Origin of the sequence: Streptomyces sp. PA03-1a (assembly GCF_033792805.1) — a bacterium.
Taxonomy (GTDB): domain Bacteria; phylum Actinomycetota; class Actinomycetes; order Streptomycetales; family Streptomycetaceae; genus Actinacidiphila.
Map to the genome: position 1 here is coordinate 1 of NZ_JARAVO010000230.1, position 15,376 is coordinate 15,376.

Consider the following 15,376-nt stretch of genomic DNA (forward strand, 5'->3'; position numbering starts at 1 on the left):
GGGGAGGGCCTGCCGGGCTTCGCTCCGGGGCTCGACGAGGAACGGGCGGAGGCGGCGCTGTCCACGCTACGGCTGCTGCTCGGGTCCGGCGGAGAGGACGGGGGCCGGGACGCATGACGGACACGGGCACGGACACAGGCACAGGCACGGGCGCGGACGCCGACGAGCGGCTGCGGCGCTGGCGGATGGTGCTCGGCGGCGGACCCGCCGACGGCACGGGCCGGGGGCTCACCGGCCGGGACGCGGCGATGGACCAGGCACTGGAGGCGCTGTACGGCGGCGCCCCGCACGGCGGGGGCGGTGCACCGCCCCCGCGGAGCGCCGGGCTGGGCGGCTCGGCGCCCCAGATCGCGCGCTGGCTGGGGGACATCCGCAGGTACTTCCCCAGCAGCGTCGTCCAGGTGATGCAGCGCGACGCGATCGACCGGCTCGGGCTGTCCGCGCTGCTGCTGGAACCGGAGATGCTGGAGGCGGTCGAGGCCGACGTCCACCTGGTCGGCACGCTGCTCTCGCTGAACAAGGTGATGCCCGGGACGACGAAGGAGACGGCGCGGGCGGTGGTCCGCAAGGTCGTGGAGGACCTGGAGCGGCGCCTGGCTACCCGGACCCGGGCCACCCTCACCGGCGCGCTGGACCGTTCGGCGCGGGTCCACCGCCCGCGGCACCGGGACATCGACTGGGACCGTACGATCCGTGCCAACCTCCGGCACTACCTGCCCGAGCACGGCACCGTCGTCCCCGAACGGCTGATCGGCCACGGCCGGGCCTCGCAGGCGGTGCGCAAGGACGTCGTGCTCTGCGTCGACCAGTCGGGCTCGATGGCGGCCTCCGTGGTCTACGCGTCCGTCTTCGGCGCCGTGCTCGCCTCCCTGCGCAGCATCGACACCCGGCTGGTCGTCTTCGACACGGCGGTCGCCGACCTGACGGACCATCTGGACGACCCCGTCGACGTGCTGTTCGGTACCCAGCTCGGCGGCGGCACCGACATCAACCGGGCGCTGGCCTACTGCCAGTCCCTCATCACCCGGCCCGCCGAGACCGTCGTCGTCCTCGTCAGCGACCTGTACGAGGGCGGCATACGCGACGGGATGCTCAAGCGGGTCGCGGCGATGAAGGCGTCCGGTGTGCAGTTCGTGGCACTGCTGGCGCTGTCGGACGAGGGCGCGCCCTCCTACGACCGCGAGCACGCGGCGGCGCTCGCGGAGCTGGGGGCGCCCGCGTTCGCCTGCACCCCGGATCTCTTCCCCGAGGTCATGGCGGCCGCCATCGAGAAGCGGCCGCTGCCCGTGCCCGAGCCTGCCCCTGGAGGGTGACGCCGGGACCGGGCGGCTGGGAGCAGCCTCGCCACCCTCGGTGAGCGGACCTCGTCCCGGCGGACCCCGCTCCGGCGGCCGCCGCCGGGGCGACCCGCCCATGTCCCCGCCGCCGCGGGAACCCCCCGAACGGCTGGTCTGTGACCGTTCTCACCGCTCTCGCGCCATCTCGGATTTACCCGTGCCGCCCGCGCGGCGATAACCTGCGAGACGGACATGCCGCGTGCTCGGCCGACGTGTGCGCCCCCCGTACGGCCGTTCGTATGGTTCGTTACGAAGACGTCAGCGACGACCCGCCCCGGCACGCAGACAACGAACCGCGATAACCAAGGACGGACGCGCGTGGACCTGTTCGAGTACCAGGCGAGGGACCTCTTCGCCAAGCACGGTGTACCGGTGCTGGCCGGTGAAGTCATCGAAACGCCTGAGGCGGCGCGCGAGGTCGCGGAGCGGCTCGGTGGCAAGGCTGTCGTCAAGGCACAGGTGAAGACCGGTGGCCGTGGCAAGGCCGGCGGCGTGAAGGTGGCGTCGGACCCCGAGGACGCGGTGGCCAAGGCCGGTCAGATCCTCGGCATGGACATCAAGGGCCACACGGTCCACAAGGTGATGCTGGCCGAGCTGGCCCCGGAGATCGCCTCCGAGTACTACGTCTCCTTCCTCCTCGACCGCGCCAACCGGACGTTCCTGGCGATCGCGTCCGTCGAGGGCGGCATGGAGATCGAGGAGGTGGCGGCGACCAACCCGGCGGCCGTCGCCCAGATCCCGGTGGACGCCATCGAGGGCGTGACCCCGCAGAAGGCCCGCGAGATCGTCGAGGCGGCCGCCTTCCCGGCCGACGTCGCCGACCAGGTCACCGAGATCCTGCAGACCCTGTGGAAGACCTTCATCTCCGAGGACGCGCTCCTCGTCGAGGTCAACCCGCTCGCCAAGGTCGCCGACGGCCGCGTCATCGCGCTCGACGGCAAGGTCTCGCTGGACGAGAACGCCGACTTCCGCCAGCCGGAGCACGAGGCGCTGGTCGACCACGCCGCCGCCAACCCGCTGGAGGCCGCGGCCAAGGCCAAGGGCCTCAACTACGTCAAGCTCGAGGGCGAGGTCGGCATCATCGGCAACGGCGCGGGTCTCGTCATGAGCACCCTGGACGTCGTCGCCTACGCCGGTGAGGGCCACGGCAACGTCAAGCCCGCCAACTTCCTCGACATCGGCGGTGGCGCCTCCGCCGAGGTGATGGCCAACGGCCTCGAGATCATCCTGGGCGACCCGGACGTCAAGTCCGTCTTCGTCAACGTCTTCGGCGGCATCACCGCCTGCGACGCGGTCGCCAACGGCATCGTCCAGGCCCTGGAGCTGCTGAAGTCCAAGGGCGAAGAGGTCACCAAGCCGCTCGTCGTCCGTCTGGACGGCAACAACGCGGAGCTCGGTCGGCAGATCCTGACCGACGCCAACCACCCGCTGGTCGAGCAGGTCGACACCATGGACGGCGCCGCGGAGCGCGCCGCCGAGCTGGCTGCGAAGTAAGGGACAGGTCACCACATCATGGCTATCTTCCTGACCAAGGAGAGCAAGGTCATCGTCCAGGGGATGACCGGTTCCGAGGGCACCAAGCACACCCGGCGCATGCTCGCCTCGGGCACCAACATCGTCGGCGGCGTGAACCCGCGCAAGGCCGGCACCAGCGTGGACTTCGACGGCACCGAGGTGCCTGTCTTCGGCTCCGTCGCCGAGGCCATGGAGAAGACCGGCGCCGACGTCACCGTCATCTTCGTCCCGCCGAAGTTCGCCAAGGACGCGGTCATCGAGGCCATCGACGCCGGGATCGGCCTCGCGGTCGTGATCACCGAGGGCATCGCGGTCCACGACACCGCCGCCTTCTGGGCGTACGCGGGCAGCAAGGGCAACAAGACCCGGATCATCGGTCCCAACTGCCCCGGCCTGATCACCCCCGGCCAGTCCAACGCGGGCATCATCCCGGCCGACATCACCACCTCCGGCCGCATCGGCCTGGTGTCGAAGTCGGGCACGCTGACTTACCAGATGATGTACGAGCTCAGCGACATCGGCTTCTCCTCGGCGGTCGGCATCGGCGGTGACCCGATCATCGGCACCACCCACATCGACGCGCTGAAGGCGTTCCAGGACGACCCCGAGACCGACCTGATCGTCATGATCGGCGAGATCGGCGGCGACGCCGAGGAGCGTGCCGCGGCCTTCATCGCCGAGCACGTCACCAAGCCGGTCGTCGGCTACGTCGCGGGCTTCACCGCGCCCGAGGGCAAGACCATGGGCCACGCCGGCGCCATCGTCTCCGGCTCCTCCGGCACCGCCCAGGCGAAGAAGGAGGCGCTGGAGGCCGCCGGCGTCAAGGTCGGCAAGACCCCGTCGGAGACGGCCCGCCTCGCGCGCGCCATCCTGCAGGGCTGATCCTCGCCTCCGTACGGAGGCACGCACACGGGCCCGTTCCCTCCGGGGGGCGGGCCCGTGTGCGTGTGCGCGGGCGCGCTCAGCGCACGGGGGCGGAGGTGCGCTGCCCGACCGGTCCGTGGTCGGCAGCGACGCGGTCGCTGAGCGGCCCGAAGACCAGCCCGACCGCGGTCGCCAGCGCTATCACCACCGTCGCCACCACGGCACCCACCGTGCGGATGCGCAGCCACTGCTCGCTCAGTTCGCGCACCATGGCCGCCGGGAACTCCGGCTGCGGCTGCTCGTCCAGCAGGTCGCCCAGCCGGGCCGGCGCCCCCTCGCCCAGGGCCTCGCGCCCCCGGACGATGCGCCGCCTGGTCATCGAGGTGGTGGCCATGCTCTCCGCCGCCGTGCGCCGCAGGCTCAGCCCCAGGCCGTCGTGGAGCAGTACGGCGTGCCGGGTGCCGCGCGGCAGCCGCTGGAACGCGCTGCGCTCCCGTGGCGGGGTGCGGTACCAGGGCAGCGTCTGCTGCCAGGGCGCGAGGGCGTGGTGGTGCGCCTCCGCACGGATCCACCCGGCCGGGTCGGGGTCGACGGCGACCTCGGGCCACCGCTGCCAGGCCAGGTCGAAGGCGCGGTGCACGGCGTGCCGGGCCAGCCGCATGTTGCCGGTGAGCAGTTCGACCTGGCGGAGCAGGGCGGGCGCGTTGCGGGTGTACAGCCCGTCGAAGGCCGCCTGCGCGGCCTCGGCGATCCGTACGGCCTCGATGGCCGGGTCCGCGGCCTTGCGCGCGGCCTTGCCCGCGGCCTCCGGTTCCGGGGCCTGCTGCCTGCCGGGCGGAGCGGACGCGGGGGCGGGGTCGCGGGGCCGCTCGGCCCCCGTCGGCTCCACCCGTTCCGCGGACGCGCCCGATTCCCCCGCACCGGCCGCCTGCGCGGCCTGCGGGTCCTTCGCGGCGTTCCCGGCCTGCGCCGCCCCGAGGGCCTTCGCCGGCCGGGGACGCCTTCGCTTCTTGATGGCCTTCGCGGCCCTCGCCGTGGATGTGCGGCTCATGCGATCGACCACTCGGATCGAATGAAGAAACGCATAACGCCATATTCCGCGACACGACGGTCATTCGCATGCTGCCACGGCGAAAGGGGGTGTTCTTGGCAGCATGAGATCCGTGAGTGCCGCAAGCGCCCTGAACCACGTCGTGCACCGGATCCGGGCCGCCCACGAGACCCTGCGCACCTCCGAGTCCGCCCCCGCCTTCACCGGCGGCGTGGTCGCAGCGGGCCTGGGCCTGGGCGGCTTCGCCATGCTCGTGCTCTTCCTGTGGGTCGTCTCGCCGTTCCCCGACAGCGGGCTGAACGGCGCCCTCCACGTCGCCGCGGACTGCTGGCTGCTCGCCCACGGCGGCGGCCTGGTGCGCACCGAGACCCTGTCCGGCGTCGCCGCGCCCATCGGCGTCACGCCGCTGCTGCCCATGGCGTTCCCGGTGTGGCTGCTGTACCGGGCGGGGGCGGACGCCGTCGCGCCGGCCTCGGACGACGAGGTCGCGCGGTCCGCCGTGGCATGGCTGATCGGCGGGTACCTCGCGGTGGGCGCCGGGGTGGTCGTCTACACCTCGTACGGGCCGGTGCGCAGCGACGCCCTCGGTGCCGCGGTGCACCTGCCCCTCGTCGCCGCCCTCGCGGCGGCCGCGGGGGCCTGGACGGAGCGGGGGCGGCCGCGGATCCCGCTGCCCGCGTGGCTGTCCCGGGTGACCGTGGCCGTGACGGTGCCGCTGCGGGATACCGCGGTCGTGCTGCGCTCGGCGGGGGCGGGCGTCTGCGTCCTCGTCGCGGGCGGTGCGGCGCTCACGGCGGTGACCCTGGCGTTGCACCCCGGTGCCGCGGGTGCGTCGTTCACCCGGCTCAGCGAGGCGCTGTCCGGGCGGCTGGCGGTGCTGGCGGTGGCGGTCGCCCTGATCCCGAACGCCGCCGTGTGGGGCGCGGCCTATGCGCTCGGCCCCGGTTTCGCGCTCGGCACCCAGGCCGTGGTGCGTCCGGCCGGCGTGGCGGGGGAGCCGGTGCTGCCGGACTTCCCGCTCCTCGCGGCGCTGCCCCAGCCCGGGCCCGGGACGTCGCTGGCCTGGGTGGTGCTGGTCGTGCCGGTGCTCGCCGGCGTCGCGGTGGGGGTGCTCGCCGTCGACCGGCGGGAGCCGTGCGGCCCCGGGCGCACCGCGGCGCACGCCGCCCTGGGCGGGCTGGTGTGCGGGATCGCCATGGCGCTGCTCACCGGGTTCGCGGCGGGGCCGCTGGGCACCGGGGCGCTGGAGGACTTCGGGCCGTCCTGGTGGCTCACCGGGTTCGCGGCGGCCGGGTGGACGGCGGCCGCCGGTACGCCCACGGCCCTGCTGGTGCGCTGGGTGCGGGTCCGCCGTGCCGCCGCCGCGACGGAGGGCCGGGACGTGGAGGGCGAGGACGCGGTGGGCGAGGACGCGGAGGCGCAGGGCGACGCGGTGCGGGGTGACGCGCTGCCCGGCGCCGCCCCGTCGGAGGTCTGAGCCTCCGTCCGGGGCCGGCGCGAGCGGCGCGTCAGGGGGTGTGGAGCACGTCGCGCAGCGGGGTCGGCAGCAACTGCTGGCAGGCGTCGCGCGACGAGGAGGTCAGCGCGTCGCGCGTGCAGGAGTAGTAGTCCTTGTAGACGACCTGGGTCGTGAAGGTCGTCGCCACGACGCAGAGGGCGAGCCCGCCCATGATCAGACCGCCGAGCGCGGCCGGGCGCTGCGGCTTGCTGCGGGGGTCGGTGGGCCGCTGCGGCGGAGGGGTGGCGCCGCCCTCGGTCAGCAGGGCGGCCGCCTCGGCGCGGGCCTTGGCCCGTTCCTCGGGCTTCATCCGCAGCGCGTTGACGCTCCAGTACAGCGCGAGGGCGCCGAGCAGCAGCCCCACGTACGTCCAGCCCAGGAAGAGGGCGAAGAACAGCCCCCACATGCCGCAGATCATGGCGTAGCGGGCACGCCGCTGGGCGGGGTCGGTGGGGTCGAAGCGCGGACCGTCCGGGCGCCGTCCGTCGCCGTAGCCGCCACCGGGGCGGTCGCCGTAGCCGCCGTCCTGCCGGCCGGGCTGCCGCTCGCTCCACTGGCCGCCCCACGCCGGGGGCGGCGGAGGAGGTGTGGGCGTGGGGCGCTCGTCCCCGGAGTCGGAGGGCTGCTCCGGCCGGCGCGGCTGCCAGGGCTGCTCGGGGGCGTTCTCCGCCGGCGGGGCGAACGGGTTGTCCTGCTCGCGGCCTCGGCCACTGCTCATGCTTGCCTGGGTCATCCCCTTGCCGTCGACTCCTCGAGTTGTGGGACGTGTGACTTCGCCGTTCTTCACCCCAGACGCTACCGCCCGCGCGCTCCCCCGTCCCGTGGGGGCGGTCGGGTGTGCCGGTATCGTTGCTGACGGTCGACGGCCTCGTAGAGTTCCCCGGAATTCCGGCGATCTTCGAGTCGTACGATCCTCCAAAGCGCCGGATCCCGAGAGATGACCCGCAGTGGCCACAGTCTTTCCGCCCCTTTCCCGCCCCGCCCGACTCGTCGTGCTCGTCTCCGGTTCGGGCACGAACCTGCAGGCGCTGCTCGACGCGGGACTGCACGTCGTCGCCGTCGGCGCGGACCGGTCCGGCATCGCCGGCCTGGAGCGCGCCGAGCGTGCCGGGCTGCCGACGTTCGTCTGCCGGGTCACCGACCACGGCGACCGTGAGGCGTGGGACGCCGCGCTGACCGGGGCGGTGGCCGCGCACGAGCCCGACCTGGTCGTCTCGGCCGGGTTCATGAAGATCGTGGGCAAGGAGTTCCTCGCCCGGTTCGGCGGCCGTCTCGTCAACACCCACCCGGCGCTGCTGCCGAGCTTCCCGGGTGCCCACGGGGTGCGCGACGCCCTCGCGTACGGCGTGAAGGTCACCGGCTGCACCGTCCACTTCGTCGACGACGGCGTCGACACCGGCCCGATCATCGCCCAGGGCGCGGTCGAGGTCCGGGAGGACGACACGGAGGAAGCGCTCCACGAGCGCATCAAGGAAGTCGAGCGCACGCTGCTCGTCGACGTCGTGGGGCGGCTGTCCCGCGACGGCTATCGCATTGAGGGACGAAAGGTTCTGTTGCCGTGAGTACCAAGCGGGAGATCCGTCGCGCACTGGTCAGCGTCTACGACAAGACCGGTCTGGAGGAGCTGGCCCGCGGCCTGCACGAGGCGGGCGTCCAGCTGGTCTCCACCGGCTCGACGGCCGGGCGGATCGCCGCCGCCGGGGTGCCGGTCACCAAGGTCGAGGAGCTGACCGGGTTCCCCGAGTGCCTCGACGGCCGCGTGAAGACCCTGCACCCGAAGGTGCACGCCGGCATCCTCGCCGACCTGCGGCTGGAGGACCACCGCCGGCAGCTGGAGGAGCTGGGCGTCGAGCCCTTCGACCTGGTCGTGGTCAACCTCTACCCCTTCCGCGAGACGGTCGCCTCCGGCGCCTCGGAGGACGAGTGCGTCGAGCAGATCGACATCGGCGGCCCCTCGATGGTCCGTGCCGCGGCCAAGAACCACCCGTCCGTGGCGGTCGTGACCAGCCCCGAGCGGTACGCGGACGTGCTCGGCGCCGTCCGTGAGGGCGGCTTCGACCTCACCACCCGCAAGCGCCTGGCGGCCGAGGCGTTCCAGCACACCGCGGCCTACGACGTCGCGGTCGCGAGCTGGTTCGCGAGCTCGTACGCGCCCGCCGACGACAGCCCCTTCCCGGACTTCCTGGGCGCCACCTACGAGCGCAAGAACGTGCTGCGCTACGGCGAGAACCCGCACCAGGCCGCCGCGCTGTACACCGACGGCGGGACGGGCCTGGCGAACGCCGAGCAGCTGCACGGCAAGGAGATGTCCTACAACAACTACGTCGACACCGAGGCCGCGCGCCGGGCGGCGTACGACCACGACGAGCCCTGCGTCGCGATCATCAAGCACGCCAACCCGTGCGGCATCGCGGTGGGCGACGACGTCGCGCAGGCGCACCGCAAGGCGCACGCCTGCGACCCGCTGTCCGCCTTCGGCGGCGTCATCGCCGTCAACCGGCCCGTGAGCGTGGCCATGGCCGAGCAGGTCGCCGAGATCTTCACCGAGGTCATCGTCGCGCCCGACTTCGAGGAAGGCGCGGTCGAGGTCCTCGCCCGCAAGAAGAACATCCGCGTGCTGCGCTGCCCCGAGGCGCCCGTCGCGGAGACGGAGTTCCGTCCGGTCGAGGGCGGGCTGCTGCTGCAGGAGAAGGACCGCCTCCAGGCCGCCGGGGACGACCCCGCCACCTGGACGCTGGCCACCGGCGAGCCGCTGACCGCCGACGAGCTGGCCGACCTGGCGTTCGCCTGGCGGGCCTGCCGGGCCGTGAAGTCCAACGCCATCCTGCTGGCGAAGGACGGTGCGACGGTCGGCGTCGGCATGGGCCAGGTCAACCGGGTCGACTCCGCCAAGCTCGCCGTCCAGCGGGCCGGCGAGGAGCGGGCCGCGGGCTCCTACGCCGCCTCCGACGCCTTCTTCCCCTTCCCTGACGGGCTGGAGGTGCTCACCGGCGCGGGCGTCAAGGCCGTGGTGCAGCCCGGTGGTTCGGTGCGCGACGAGGCCGTGGTCGAGGCCGCGCGCAAGGCCGGCGTGACCATGTACCTCACCGGGACGCGGCACTTCTTCCACTGACCGGCCGGTGTGCCGGAACGCCGAAGGCCCCCGCCGGTGCGGGGGCCTTCGGCCTGCGGGCGGACCCGCTCAGTACTGCGGGCGCTTGAACCAGGCCGCCGTCTCGGCCTTCGCCGCGAAGACGATCAGCAGCACGCTGAGCGCGAGCGGTGCGAGCAGCAGGAAAGCGCCGCTGATCATGGTGGCGACACTGCTCAGCGCGACCAGCACGCCGATCACGATGGACCCGATCCGCGTGCCGTTGCCGCCGGTCCTGTACTTGGCGCCCATGCCGATCGACAGCACGGCGAAGGCGAGGAAGAGCACCCCCATGACGTAGACCAGGCCGATGGGCATGGTCAGTTCGTCGGTGTCGTCCACGCTCTTGAGCGCCGCGGCCCCGAGCAGGAGCAGCAGGCCGCCCAGGATCTGCAGCCCGCCGAGCACGAAGAGCATCGCCCGGGCCGTCCTGGCCGACGACGGCATGACCTCCGGCCCGCCCGGGTACGCCGCGAACGGCGCGTGCGACTGCGGCTGCTGGGGGTAGCCGTACGGCGGCTGCGCCTGCGGCTGGGGCTGCGTCGGGTAGCCGTGACCGGGCTGGGCCGGGGGCTGTTGCGGGTATCCGTACGGCTGCTGCGGTGGCTGTCGGCCGTAGGGATCGCCGGGGCCGGGCGGATAGCTCACTTCTCACTTCCTTCGCGGGGACGGGGCCGGGGGAGCGGGCCTACTGGGTCTTGACGACGACCGAGTTGAGGATCTTGTCGGCGAAGGTCTGCTTCTTGTCGTCCCACAGCGGCCACAGGTAGCCGATGTAGCAGGCGGCGCCGTCCAGGCCGTGGCACAGCCGGCGGACGAAGGCCATGCCGAAGCCGAGCGGACGGCCGTCCAACTCCCGCAGCACGCTGATGCCGAGGGCCTTCTTGCCCGGCGTCTGGCCGGTCTTGCCCTCGCGGTAGCACAGGAACAGGCTGCCGGCGAGGGACAGCAGGAAGCCCAGACCGATCAGGGCGATGGCACCACCCGGCATCGTGGGCGCGGGGCAGGAGTAGGTGCCGCTCTGGTCGCACGCGCGGGCCGCGTCGACCACCTCGGCGATGAACTGCGCGTAGCCGATGCCGATGAGGATCATCGGCACGAGTCCGGCGACCAGGAAGTCGATCAGCGTCGCACCCACCCGCGCACCCCAGCTCGCGAACGGGGGCATGCCCGGGACGGGACCGGCGGGGCCCCCGGGGTGGCCGCCGTAGCCGTACGGGCCCTGGGCCTGCGGCGGAACGGCGCCGTAGGGCGGCTGGGGCTGCGTCGGGTAGCCGTAACCGGGCTGGGCCGGGGGCTGCTGCGGGTATCCGTAGGGCTGCTGAGGCGGCTGCTGGCCGTACGGATTGCCGGGACCGGGCGGGTAGCTCACGTTGGCTTCTTTCGCGCGGATGGGACTGGGGACGGGCCACATCGTCCTGGGCGGCGTCATCCGCTGTCCAGCGTTGGTGTGCGGACCTGAGAAGATGGAGGTATGACCGCCCAGATTCTCGATGGCAAGGCCACTGCCGCCGCGATCAAGTCCGAACTGTCCACCCGCGTCCAGGCGCTCAAGGCGCGGGGTGTCACCCCGGGGCTGGGCACGCTGCTGGTCGGCGACGACCCCGGCAGCCGCTGGTACGTCGCGGGCAAGCACCGCGACTGCGCGGAGGTCGGCATCGCGTCCATCCAGCGCGAGCTGCCGGAGACCGCCACCCAGGAGGAGATCGAGGCGGTCGTCCGTGAACTCAACGACAACCCGGAGTGCACCGGCTACATCGTCCAGCTGCCGCTGCCCAAGGGGATCGACACCAACCGCGTCCTGGGGCTGATGGACCCCGCCAAGGACGCCGACGGCCTGCACCCGACGAACCTCGGGCGGCTGGTGCTCAACGAGCGCGGCCCGCTGCCCTGCACCCCCAACGGCATCGTGGAGCTGCTGCGGCGGCACGGCGTGGAGATCAACGGCGCGCACGTCACCGTGGTCGGCCGCGGCGTCACCGTCGGCCGCTCGATCGGCCTGCTGCTGACCCGCAAGTCGGAGAACGCCACCGTCACCCTCTGCCACACCGGCACCCGCGACCTGTCCGCCCAGCTGCGCCAGGCCGACGTCATCGTGGCCGCCGCGGGCGTGCCGCACCTGGTGAAGCCGGAGGACGTGCGACCGGGCGCGGCCGTGCTGGACGTCGGCGTCAGCCGCGACGAGAACGGCAAGATCGTCGGCGACGTGCACCCGGGCGTGGCCGAGGTCGCCGGCTGGATCTCGCCGAACCCCGGCGGCGTCGGCCCGATGACCCGGGCCATGCTGCTGGCGAACGTGGTGGAGGCCGCGGAGGGCCGGTACGCATGACCGGGACGGGTCCCCGTACGCAAGGGGCGGCGCCGGAGGAGGGGGCCGACGAATCCGGCCGCAGCCGCCGCTTCCAGGTGCTGACCCGCGGCACCGCGCGCCCCGAGGGCGGCGGCCGGGCCATGGGCGCCCACGCCCCGGCCCCGGCCCGTCAGTGGCCGGTCCTCGTGGTCTCCGGCGCGGTGCTGCTCGGCCTGGTGCTGGTGGCCGCGGACGTCACCCGGGCCGGTCTGGTGCTGGTCGGCTCGGCGCTGCTCGCGGGCGCGCTGATGCGCCGGCTGCTGCCCTCGGTCGGCATGCTGGCCGTCCGCAGCCGCTTCACCGACATGATCACCTACGGTGTGCTGGGCGCCCTGATCGTGCTGCTGGCGCTGATGGCGCAGCCGCACCCGGTGCTGGAGATCCCCTTCCTGGAGGATGTCGTCCGCTTCTCCGTGCGTTGATCCGGTTACGCTGTGTGGCCAGTGTCCTGACGTACGACGTGCACCCCGGGCACACGTCACCGGCGTGAGAGGGAGAACGACTCCCATGGCCAAGATCAAGGCAAGGAACCCGGTCGTCGAGCTCGACGGCGACGAGATGGCGCGGATCATCTGGCGGTTCATCAGGGACGAGCTGGTCCTGCCGTACCTCGACATCGAACTGGTCCGCTTCGACCTGGGCATCGAGCACCGGGACGCCACCCACGACCGGGTGACGGCGGAAGCGGCGGAAGCGGTCGGCAGGCACGGCGTCGGCGTGAAGTGCGCCACCATCACGCCCGACGAGGTGCGGGTCGCGGAGTTCGGCCTCAAGGGGATGTACCGCTCCCCGAACGCCACCATCCGTGACCGCCTCGGCGGCGGGATCTTCCGCGAACCCGTCGTCCTGCGGAACGTGCCGAGGGCCGTGCCCGGCGGGACCCGTCCCGTGGTGATCGCCCGGCACGCCTTCGGCGACCAGTACCGGGCCACCGAGCTGCGGATCCCCGGCGCGGGCACCCTCGCCCTGAGCTTCACCCCGGCCGACGGCTCCGACCCGGTCGAGCTGGAGGTCCACCACTTTCCGGGCGCCGGTGTGGCGCTCGGCATGGTCAACCTGGACGACTCGATCCGCGAGTTCGCGCGCGCGGCCTTCCGCTACGGGCTGGCGCGCGGGCTCCCCGTCTACCTGTCCACGAAGAACACGGTGCTCAGGAAGTACGACGGCCGCTTCAAGGACCTCTTCCAGGAGGTCTTCGACGGCGAGTTCCGGCGCGAGTTCGAGGCGTCGGGCCTGGGCTACGAGCACCGCCAGGTCGACGACATGGCGGCCTCGGCCCTGAAGGGCGCCGGCGGCTACGTCTGGGCGTGCAAGAACTACGACGGCGACATCCTGTCCGGGGTCCTCACCCGGGGTGTCGGCTCGGCGGGGCTGATGACCTCGGTCCTCATGACCTCCGACGGCAGGACCGTGCTGTCGGAGGCGGCGCACGGCACGGTCACCCGCCACTACCGCAGGCATCAGGCGGGCCGGCCGACCTCGACCAACCCCATCGCCATGGTCTTCGCGTGGAGCCGCGGCCTCGCCCACCGCGCCCGGCTGGACGACACCCCCGAACTCGCCCGGTTCGCCGGGACGCTGGAGAACGCCTGCCTGGAGGTCGTCGAGGCCGGCCAGCTGACCCAGGACCTGGCGGTGCTGGTCGGCCCGGAGCAGCCGTGGCTGACGACCGAGCGGTTCCTCGCCGCCGTCGACGAGAACCTGCGCAAGCGCATGTCCGTCTGAGCCGGAACTCCGGCGCCGCGCGGCACCCGCACGACCGGGTACCCCGTCCTCCCCCCGTCGGAGGACGGGGCACCGTCGTGTTGGGGCGCCCCCCTCTGGCCCCCGGCGACGACGCTACGGCCGGCGGTGCCGGGAGGTCGTCCCGTGCCGGTTTGACCTTTGGGAAGGGGACGTACAACTTCCGCGGTACGGCAGGGGACTGACGCACACCCGTACGGCCGGGGCCTACGCTGCGCCCGTGGGGAAAAAGGGGCTGGTCGACGTCCTGCTGGCGGTGGGTTTCACCGCCGCCAGCATGCTGCTGGGGCACGAACGGCCGCCCGGGGGCTGGATACGGCTGGACCTGTTCGGCTACGCGCTGACCGCCCTGGTCAACCTGCCCGTCGCGGTGCGCCGCTGGGCGCCGGCCGGTGTCTGCGTCTTCGTCTGCGCCGCCTGGACGCTGTACGTCGCCGCCGGGTACTGGCCGGTCGTCAACTCCATGGCTCCGCTGCTCGCGCTCTACACCGTCGCGGCCCTGCGCCCGGTCCGCACCGGGCTGGCGTGCGCAGCGCTGACCGGCGCGGTCTGGGTGTACGCCGGGCTGACGGCGGCGCAGAGCTCGATGGCCACGGTGGCCGCCCAGGCCGTGGTGTTCCCCCTGGTGATGTGTCGTTTCGGGCGGTCCGCCCGGGTGTCGGGCAAGCGCGAGGAGCGGCTGGCCCGGCTCACCGAGCAGCTGCGCACCGAGCAGCAGGACCGGGCCCGGGAGGCGGTGGCGCAGGAGCAGGCGCGGATCGCCCGCGAGCTGCACGACGTGGTCGCCCACCACATGTCGGTGATCTCGGTGCAGGCGGGCATGGCCGCGTACGTCTTCCGCACCTCCCCAGAGACCGCCCGCGGCGCGCTCGACACCATCTCCGACACCACCCGCGAGGCGCTCCAGGAGATGCGCCGCATGCTCAAGGTGCTCCGCGCCGGGCCGGGCGAACCGGAGGAGGGCTGGGCCTCGTACGATCCGATGCCCTCGGTGACCCGGCTGGGCGAGATGATCGAGCGGGTGCGGGCGGCCGGCCTCGCCGTCGAGCTGCGGATCGAGGGCGAACCGCGGCCCGTCGCCCCCGGTGTCGGCCTGTGCGCGTACCGGGTGGTGCAGGAGGCGCTGACCAACGTGCTCAAGCACGCCCCCCTCGCGCGGGCCCGGGTCCTGGTCGCCTACGAGCCGCACCACCTGACGGTGACCGTCACCGACGACGGCACCGGCACCGACGGCGGCACCGGCCCGGGCAGCGGTTCGGGAGCGCCACCGGGCCGATCCGATCCGGCCACAATCGTCGCGGGAACGGGCCACGGGTTGATCGGCATGCGGGAGCGCGCCAGGCTCTACGGCGGGACGGTGGACATCGGCCCGCTCGGCGAGGGCTTCGAGGTACGGCTCGTGCTCCCCACGTCCGCGCGGGGGACAGAGCGGCGAGGGGACGCATCGGGCGTATGACCAGGGTGCTCGTCGTCGACGACCAGTTCCTGATCCGGGCCGGCCTCGTCGCGCTGCTGCACGCCGCGCCCGGCGTCGAGGTGGTCGGGGAGGCGGGCGACGGCGAGGAGGCCGTGGAGCGCGCGGCGCGGACCGCGCCCGACGTGATCCTCATGGACATCCGGATGCCGGGGATCAGCGGGGTCGTCGCCACCGAGCGCATCCTGGCCGCCGCGACGGACCCGCCGCCGCGGATCCTCGTCCTCACCACCTTCGACCTCGACGAGTACGTCTACACCGCGCTGCGCGCCGGGGCCTCCGGGTTCCTGCTCAAGGACGCCGGCCCCGAACGGCTGATCGCCGCCGTCCACGCCGTCGCCGGAGGGGACACCCTCTTCGCCCCCAGCGTCACGCGGCGGCTGATCGAGGCCTACGCGCCGCCCCGCCCCGGTG

15 protein-coding genes are annotated in these 15,376 nt (G+C 73.2%); 11 read left to right on the plus strand and 4 right to left on the minus strand.

Annotation, left to right across the window (positions count from 1 at the left end; translation table 11 throughout):
* Positions 1–113 precede the first annotated feature (113 nt).
* The 3 genes from PV341_RS36200 (at position 114) to sucD (ending at position 3,734) form a co-directional block, all read left to right on the plus strand.
* On the plus strand, positions 114–1,313 hold the full coding sequence (locus tag PV341_RS36200) for a vWA domain-containing protein (protein ID WP_500360029.1): 1,200 nt from the start codon (positions 114–116) through the stop codon (positions 1,311–1,313).
* A gap of 342 nt (positions 1,314–1,655) precedes the next feature.
* On the plus strand, positions 1,656–2,831 hold the full coding sequence (gene sucC, locus PV341_RS36205; RefSeq protein ID WP_500332128.1) for an ADP-forming succinate--CoA ligase subunit beta: 1,176 nt from the start codon (positions 1,656–1,658) through the stop codon (positions 2,829–2,831).
* 18 nt (positions 2,832–2,849) lie between these two features.
* A complete protein-coding gene (gene sucD / locus PV341_RS36210; RefSeq protein WP_499513515.1) occupies positions 2,850–3,734 on the plus strand; it encodes a succinate--CoA ligase subunit alpha in 885 nt (294 codons plus the stop codon).
* Positions 3,735–3,813: 79 nt separating this feature from the next.
* Here sucD and PV341_RS36215 read toward each other — a convergent pair whose 3' ends face one another.
* Positions 3,814–4,767, minus strand: coding sequence for an RNA polymerase sigma factor (locus PV341_RS36215; RefSeq protein ID WP_500332129.1), 954 nt, complete (start codon positions 4,765–4,767; stop codon positions 3,814–3,816).
* Between the two features lie 112 nt (positions 4,768–4,879).
* Between PV341_RS36215 and PV341_RS36220 the strand changes: the two genes are divergently transcribed.
* A complete protein-coding gene (locus PV341_RS36220; RefSeq protein ID WP_500360030.1) occupies positions 4,880–6,244 on the plus strand; it encodes a cell division protein PerM in 1,365 nt (454 codons plus the stop codon).
* A gap of 31 nt (positions 6,245–6,275) precedes the next feature.
* Here PV341_RS36220 and PV341_RS36225 read toward each other — a convergent pair whose 3' ends face one another.
* Positions 6,276–6,983, minus strand: coding sequence for a hypothetical protein (locus PV341_RS36225; RefSeq protein ID WP_500332131.1), 708 nt, complete (start codon positions 6,981–6,983; stop codon positions 6,276–6,278).
* A 229-nt stretch (positions 6,984–7,212) separates the two neighbouring features.
* On the opposite strand from PV341_RS36225, the gene purN reads away from it, so the two are divergent.
* Both purN and purH read left to right on the plus strand, forming a co-directional pair.
* Complete coding sequence (gene purN, locus PV341_RS36230; RefSeq protein WP_499513519.1) at positions 7,213–7,827, plus strand: phosphoribosylglycinamide formyltransferase; 615 nt, start codon at positions 7,213–7,215, stop codon at positions 7,825–7,827.
* Entirely contained in the window at positions 7,824–9,377 is a 1,554-nt protein-coding gene (gene purH, locus PV341_RS36235) for a bifunctional phosphoribosylaminoimidazolecarboxamide formyltransferase/IMP cyclohydrolase (protein ID WP_500332132.1), read from the plus strand. The genes purN and purH overlap by 4 nt, the downstream gene beginning before the upstream one ends.
* 69 nt (positions 9,378–9,446) lie before the next feature.
* Here the strand turns inward: purH and PV341_RS36240 are convergent, their stop codons facing one another.
* Both PV341_RS36240 and PV341_RS36245 read right to left on the minus strand, forming a co-directional pair.
* Positions 9,447–10,043: a hypothetical protein gene (locus tag PV341_RS36240; protein ID WP_500332133.1), complete on the minus strand. Its 597-nt coding sequence runs from the start codon at positions 10,041–10,043 to the stop codon at positions 9,447–9,449.
* 40 nt (positions 10,044–10,083) lie between these two features.
* Positions 10,084–10,767: an RDD family protein gene (locus PV341_RS36245; RefSeq protein WP_500332134.1), complete on the minus strand. Its 684-nt coding sequence runs from the start codon at positions 10,765–10,767 to the stop codon at positions 10,084–10,086.
* Positions 10,768–10,869: 102 nt separating this feature from the next.
* Here PV341_RS36245 and PV341_RS36250 point away from each other — a divergent pair, with 102 nt between their 5' ends.
* The 5 genes from PV341_RS36250 to PV341_RS36270 form a co-directional block, all read left to right on the plus strand.
* Positions 10,870–11,724: a bifunctional methylenetetrahydrofolate dehydrogenase/methenyltetrahydrofolate cyclohydrolase gene (locus PV341_RS36250; protein ID WP_499513523.1), complete on the plus strand. Its 855-nt coding sequence runs from the start codon at positions 10,870–10,872 to the stop codon at positions 11,722–11,724.
* A complete protein-coding gene (locus PV341_RS36255) occupies positions 11,721–12,167 on the plus strand; it encodes a DUF3017 domain-containing protein (protein ID WP_500332135.1) in 447 nt (148 codons plus the stop codon). Before PV341_RS36250 ends, PV341_RS36255 begins: the two co-directional genes overlap by 4 nt.
* Positions 12,168–12,252: 85 nt before the next feature.
* Positions 12,253–13,470 (plus strand): NADP-dependent isocitrate dehydrogenase, encoded by a 1,218-nt coding sequence (locus PV341_RS36260; protein ID WP_500360032.1) that lies wholly within the window; start codon positions 12,253–12,255, stop codon positions 13,468–13,470.
* 238 nt (positions 13,471–13,708) lie between these two features.
* Positions 13,709–14,944, plus strand: coding sequence for a sensor histidine kinase (locus PV341_RS36265; RefSeq protein ID WP_500332137.1), 1,236 nt, complete (start codon positions 13,709–13,711; stop codon positions 14,942–14,944).
* A partial coding sequence (locus PV341_RS36270; RefSeq protein ID WP_500360033.1) for a response regulator occupies positions 14,941–15,376 on the plus strand: 436 nt, incomplete at its 3' end. The genes PV341_RS36265 and PV341_RS36270, both read left to right, overlap by 4 nt.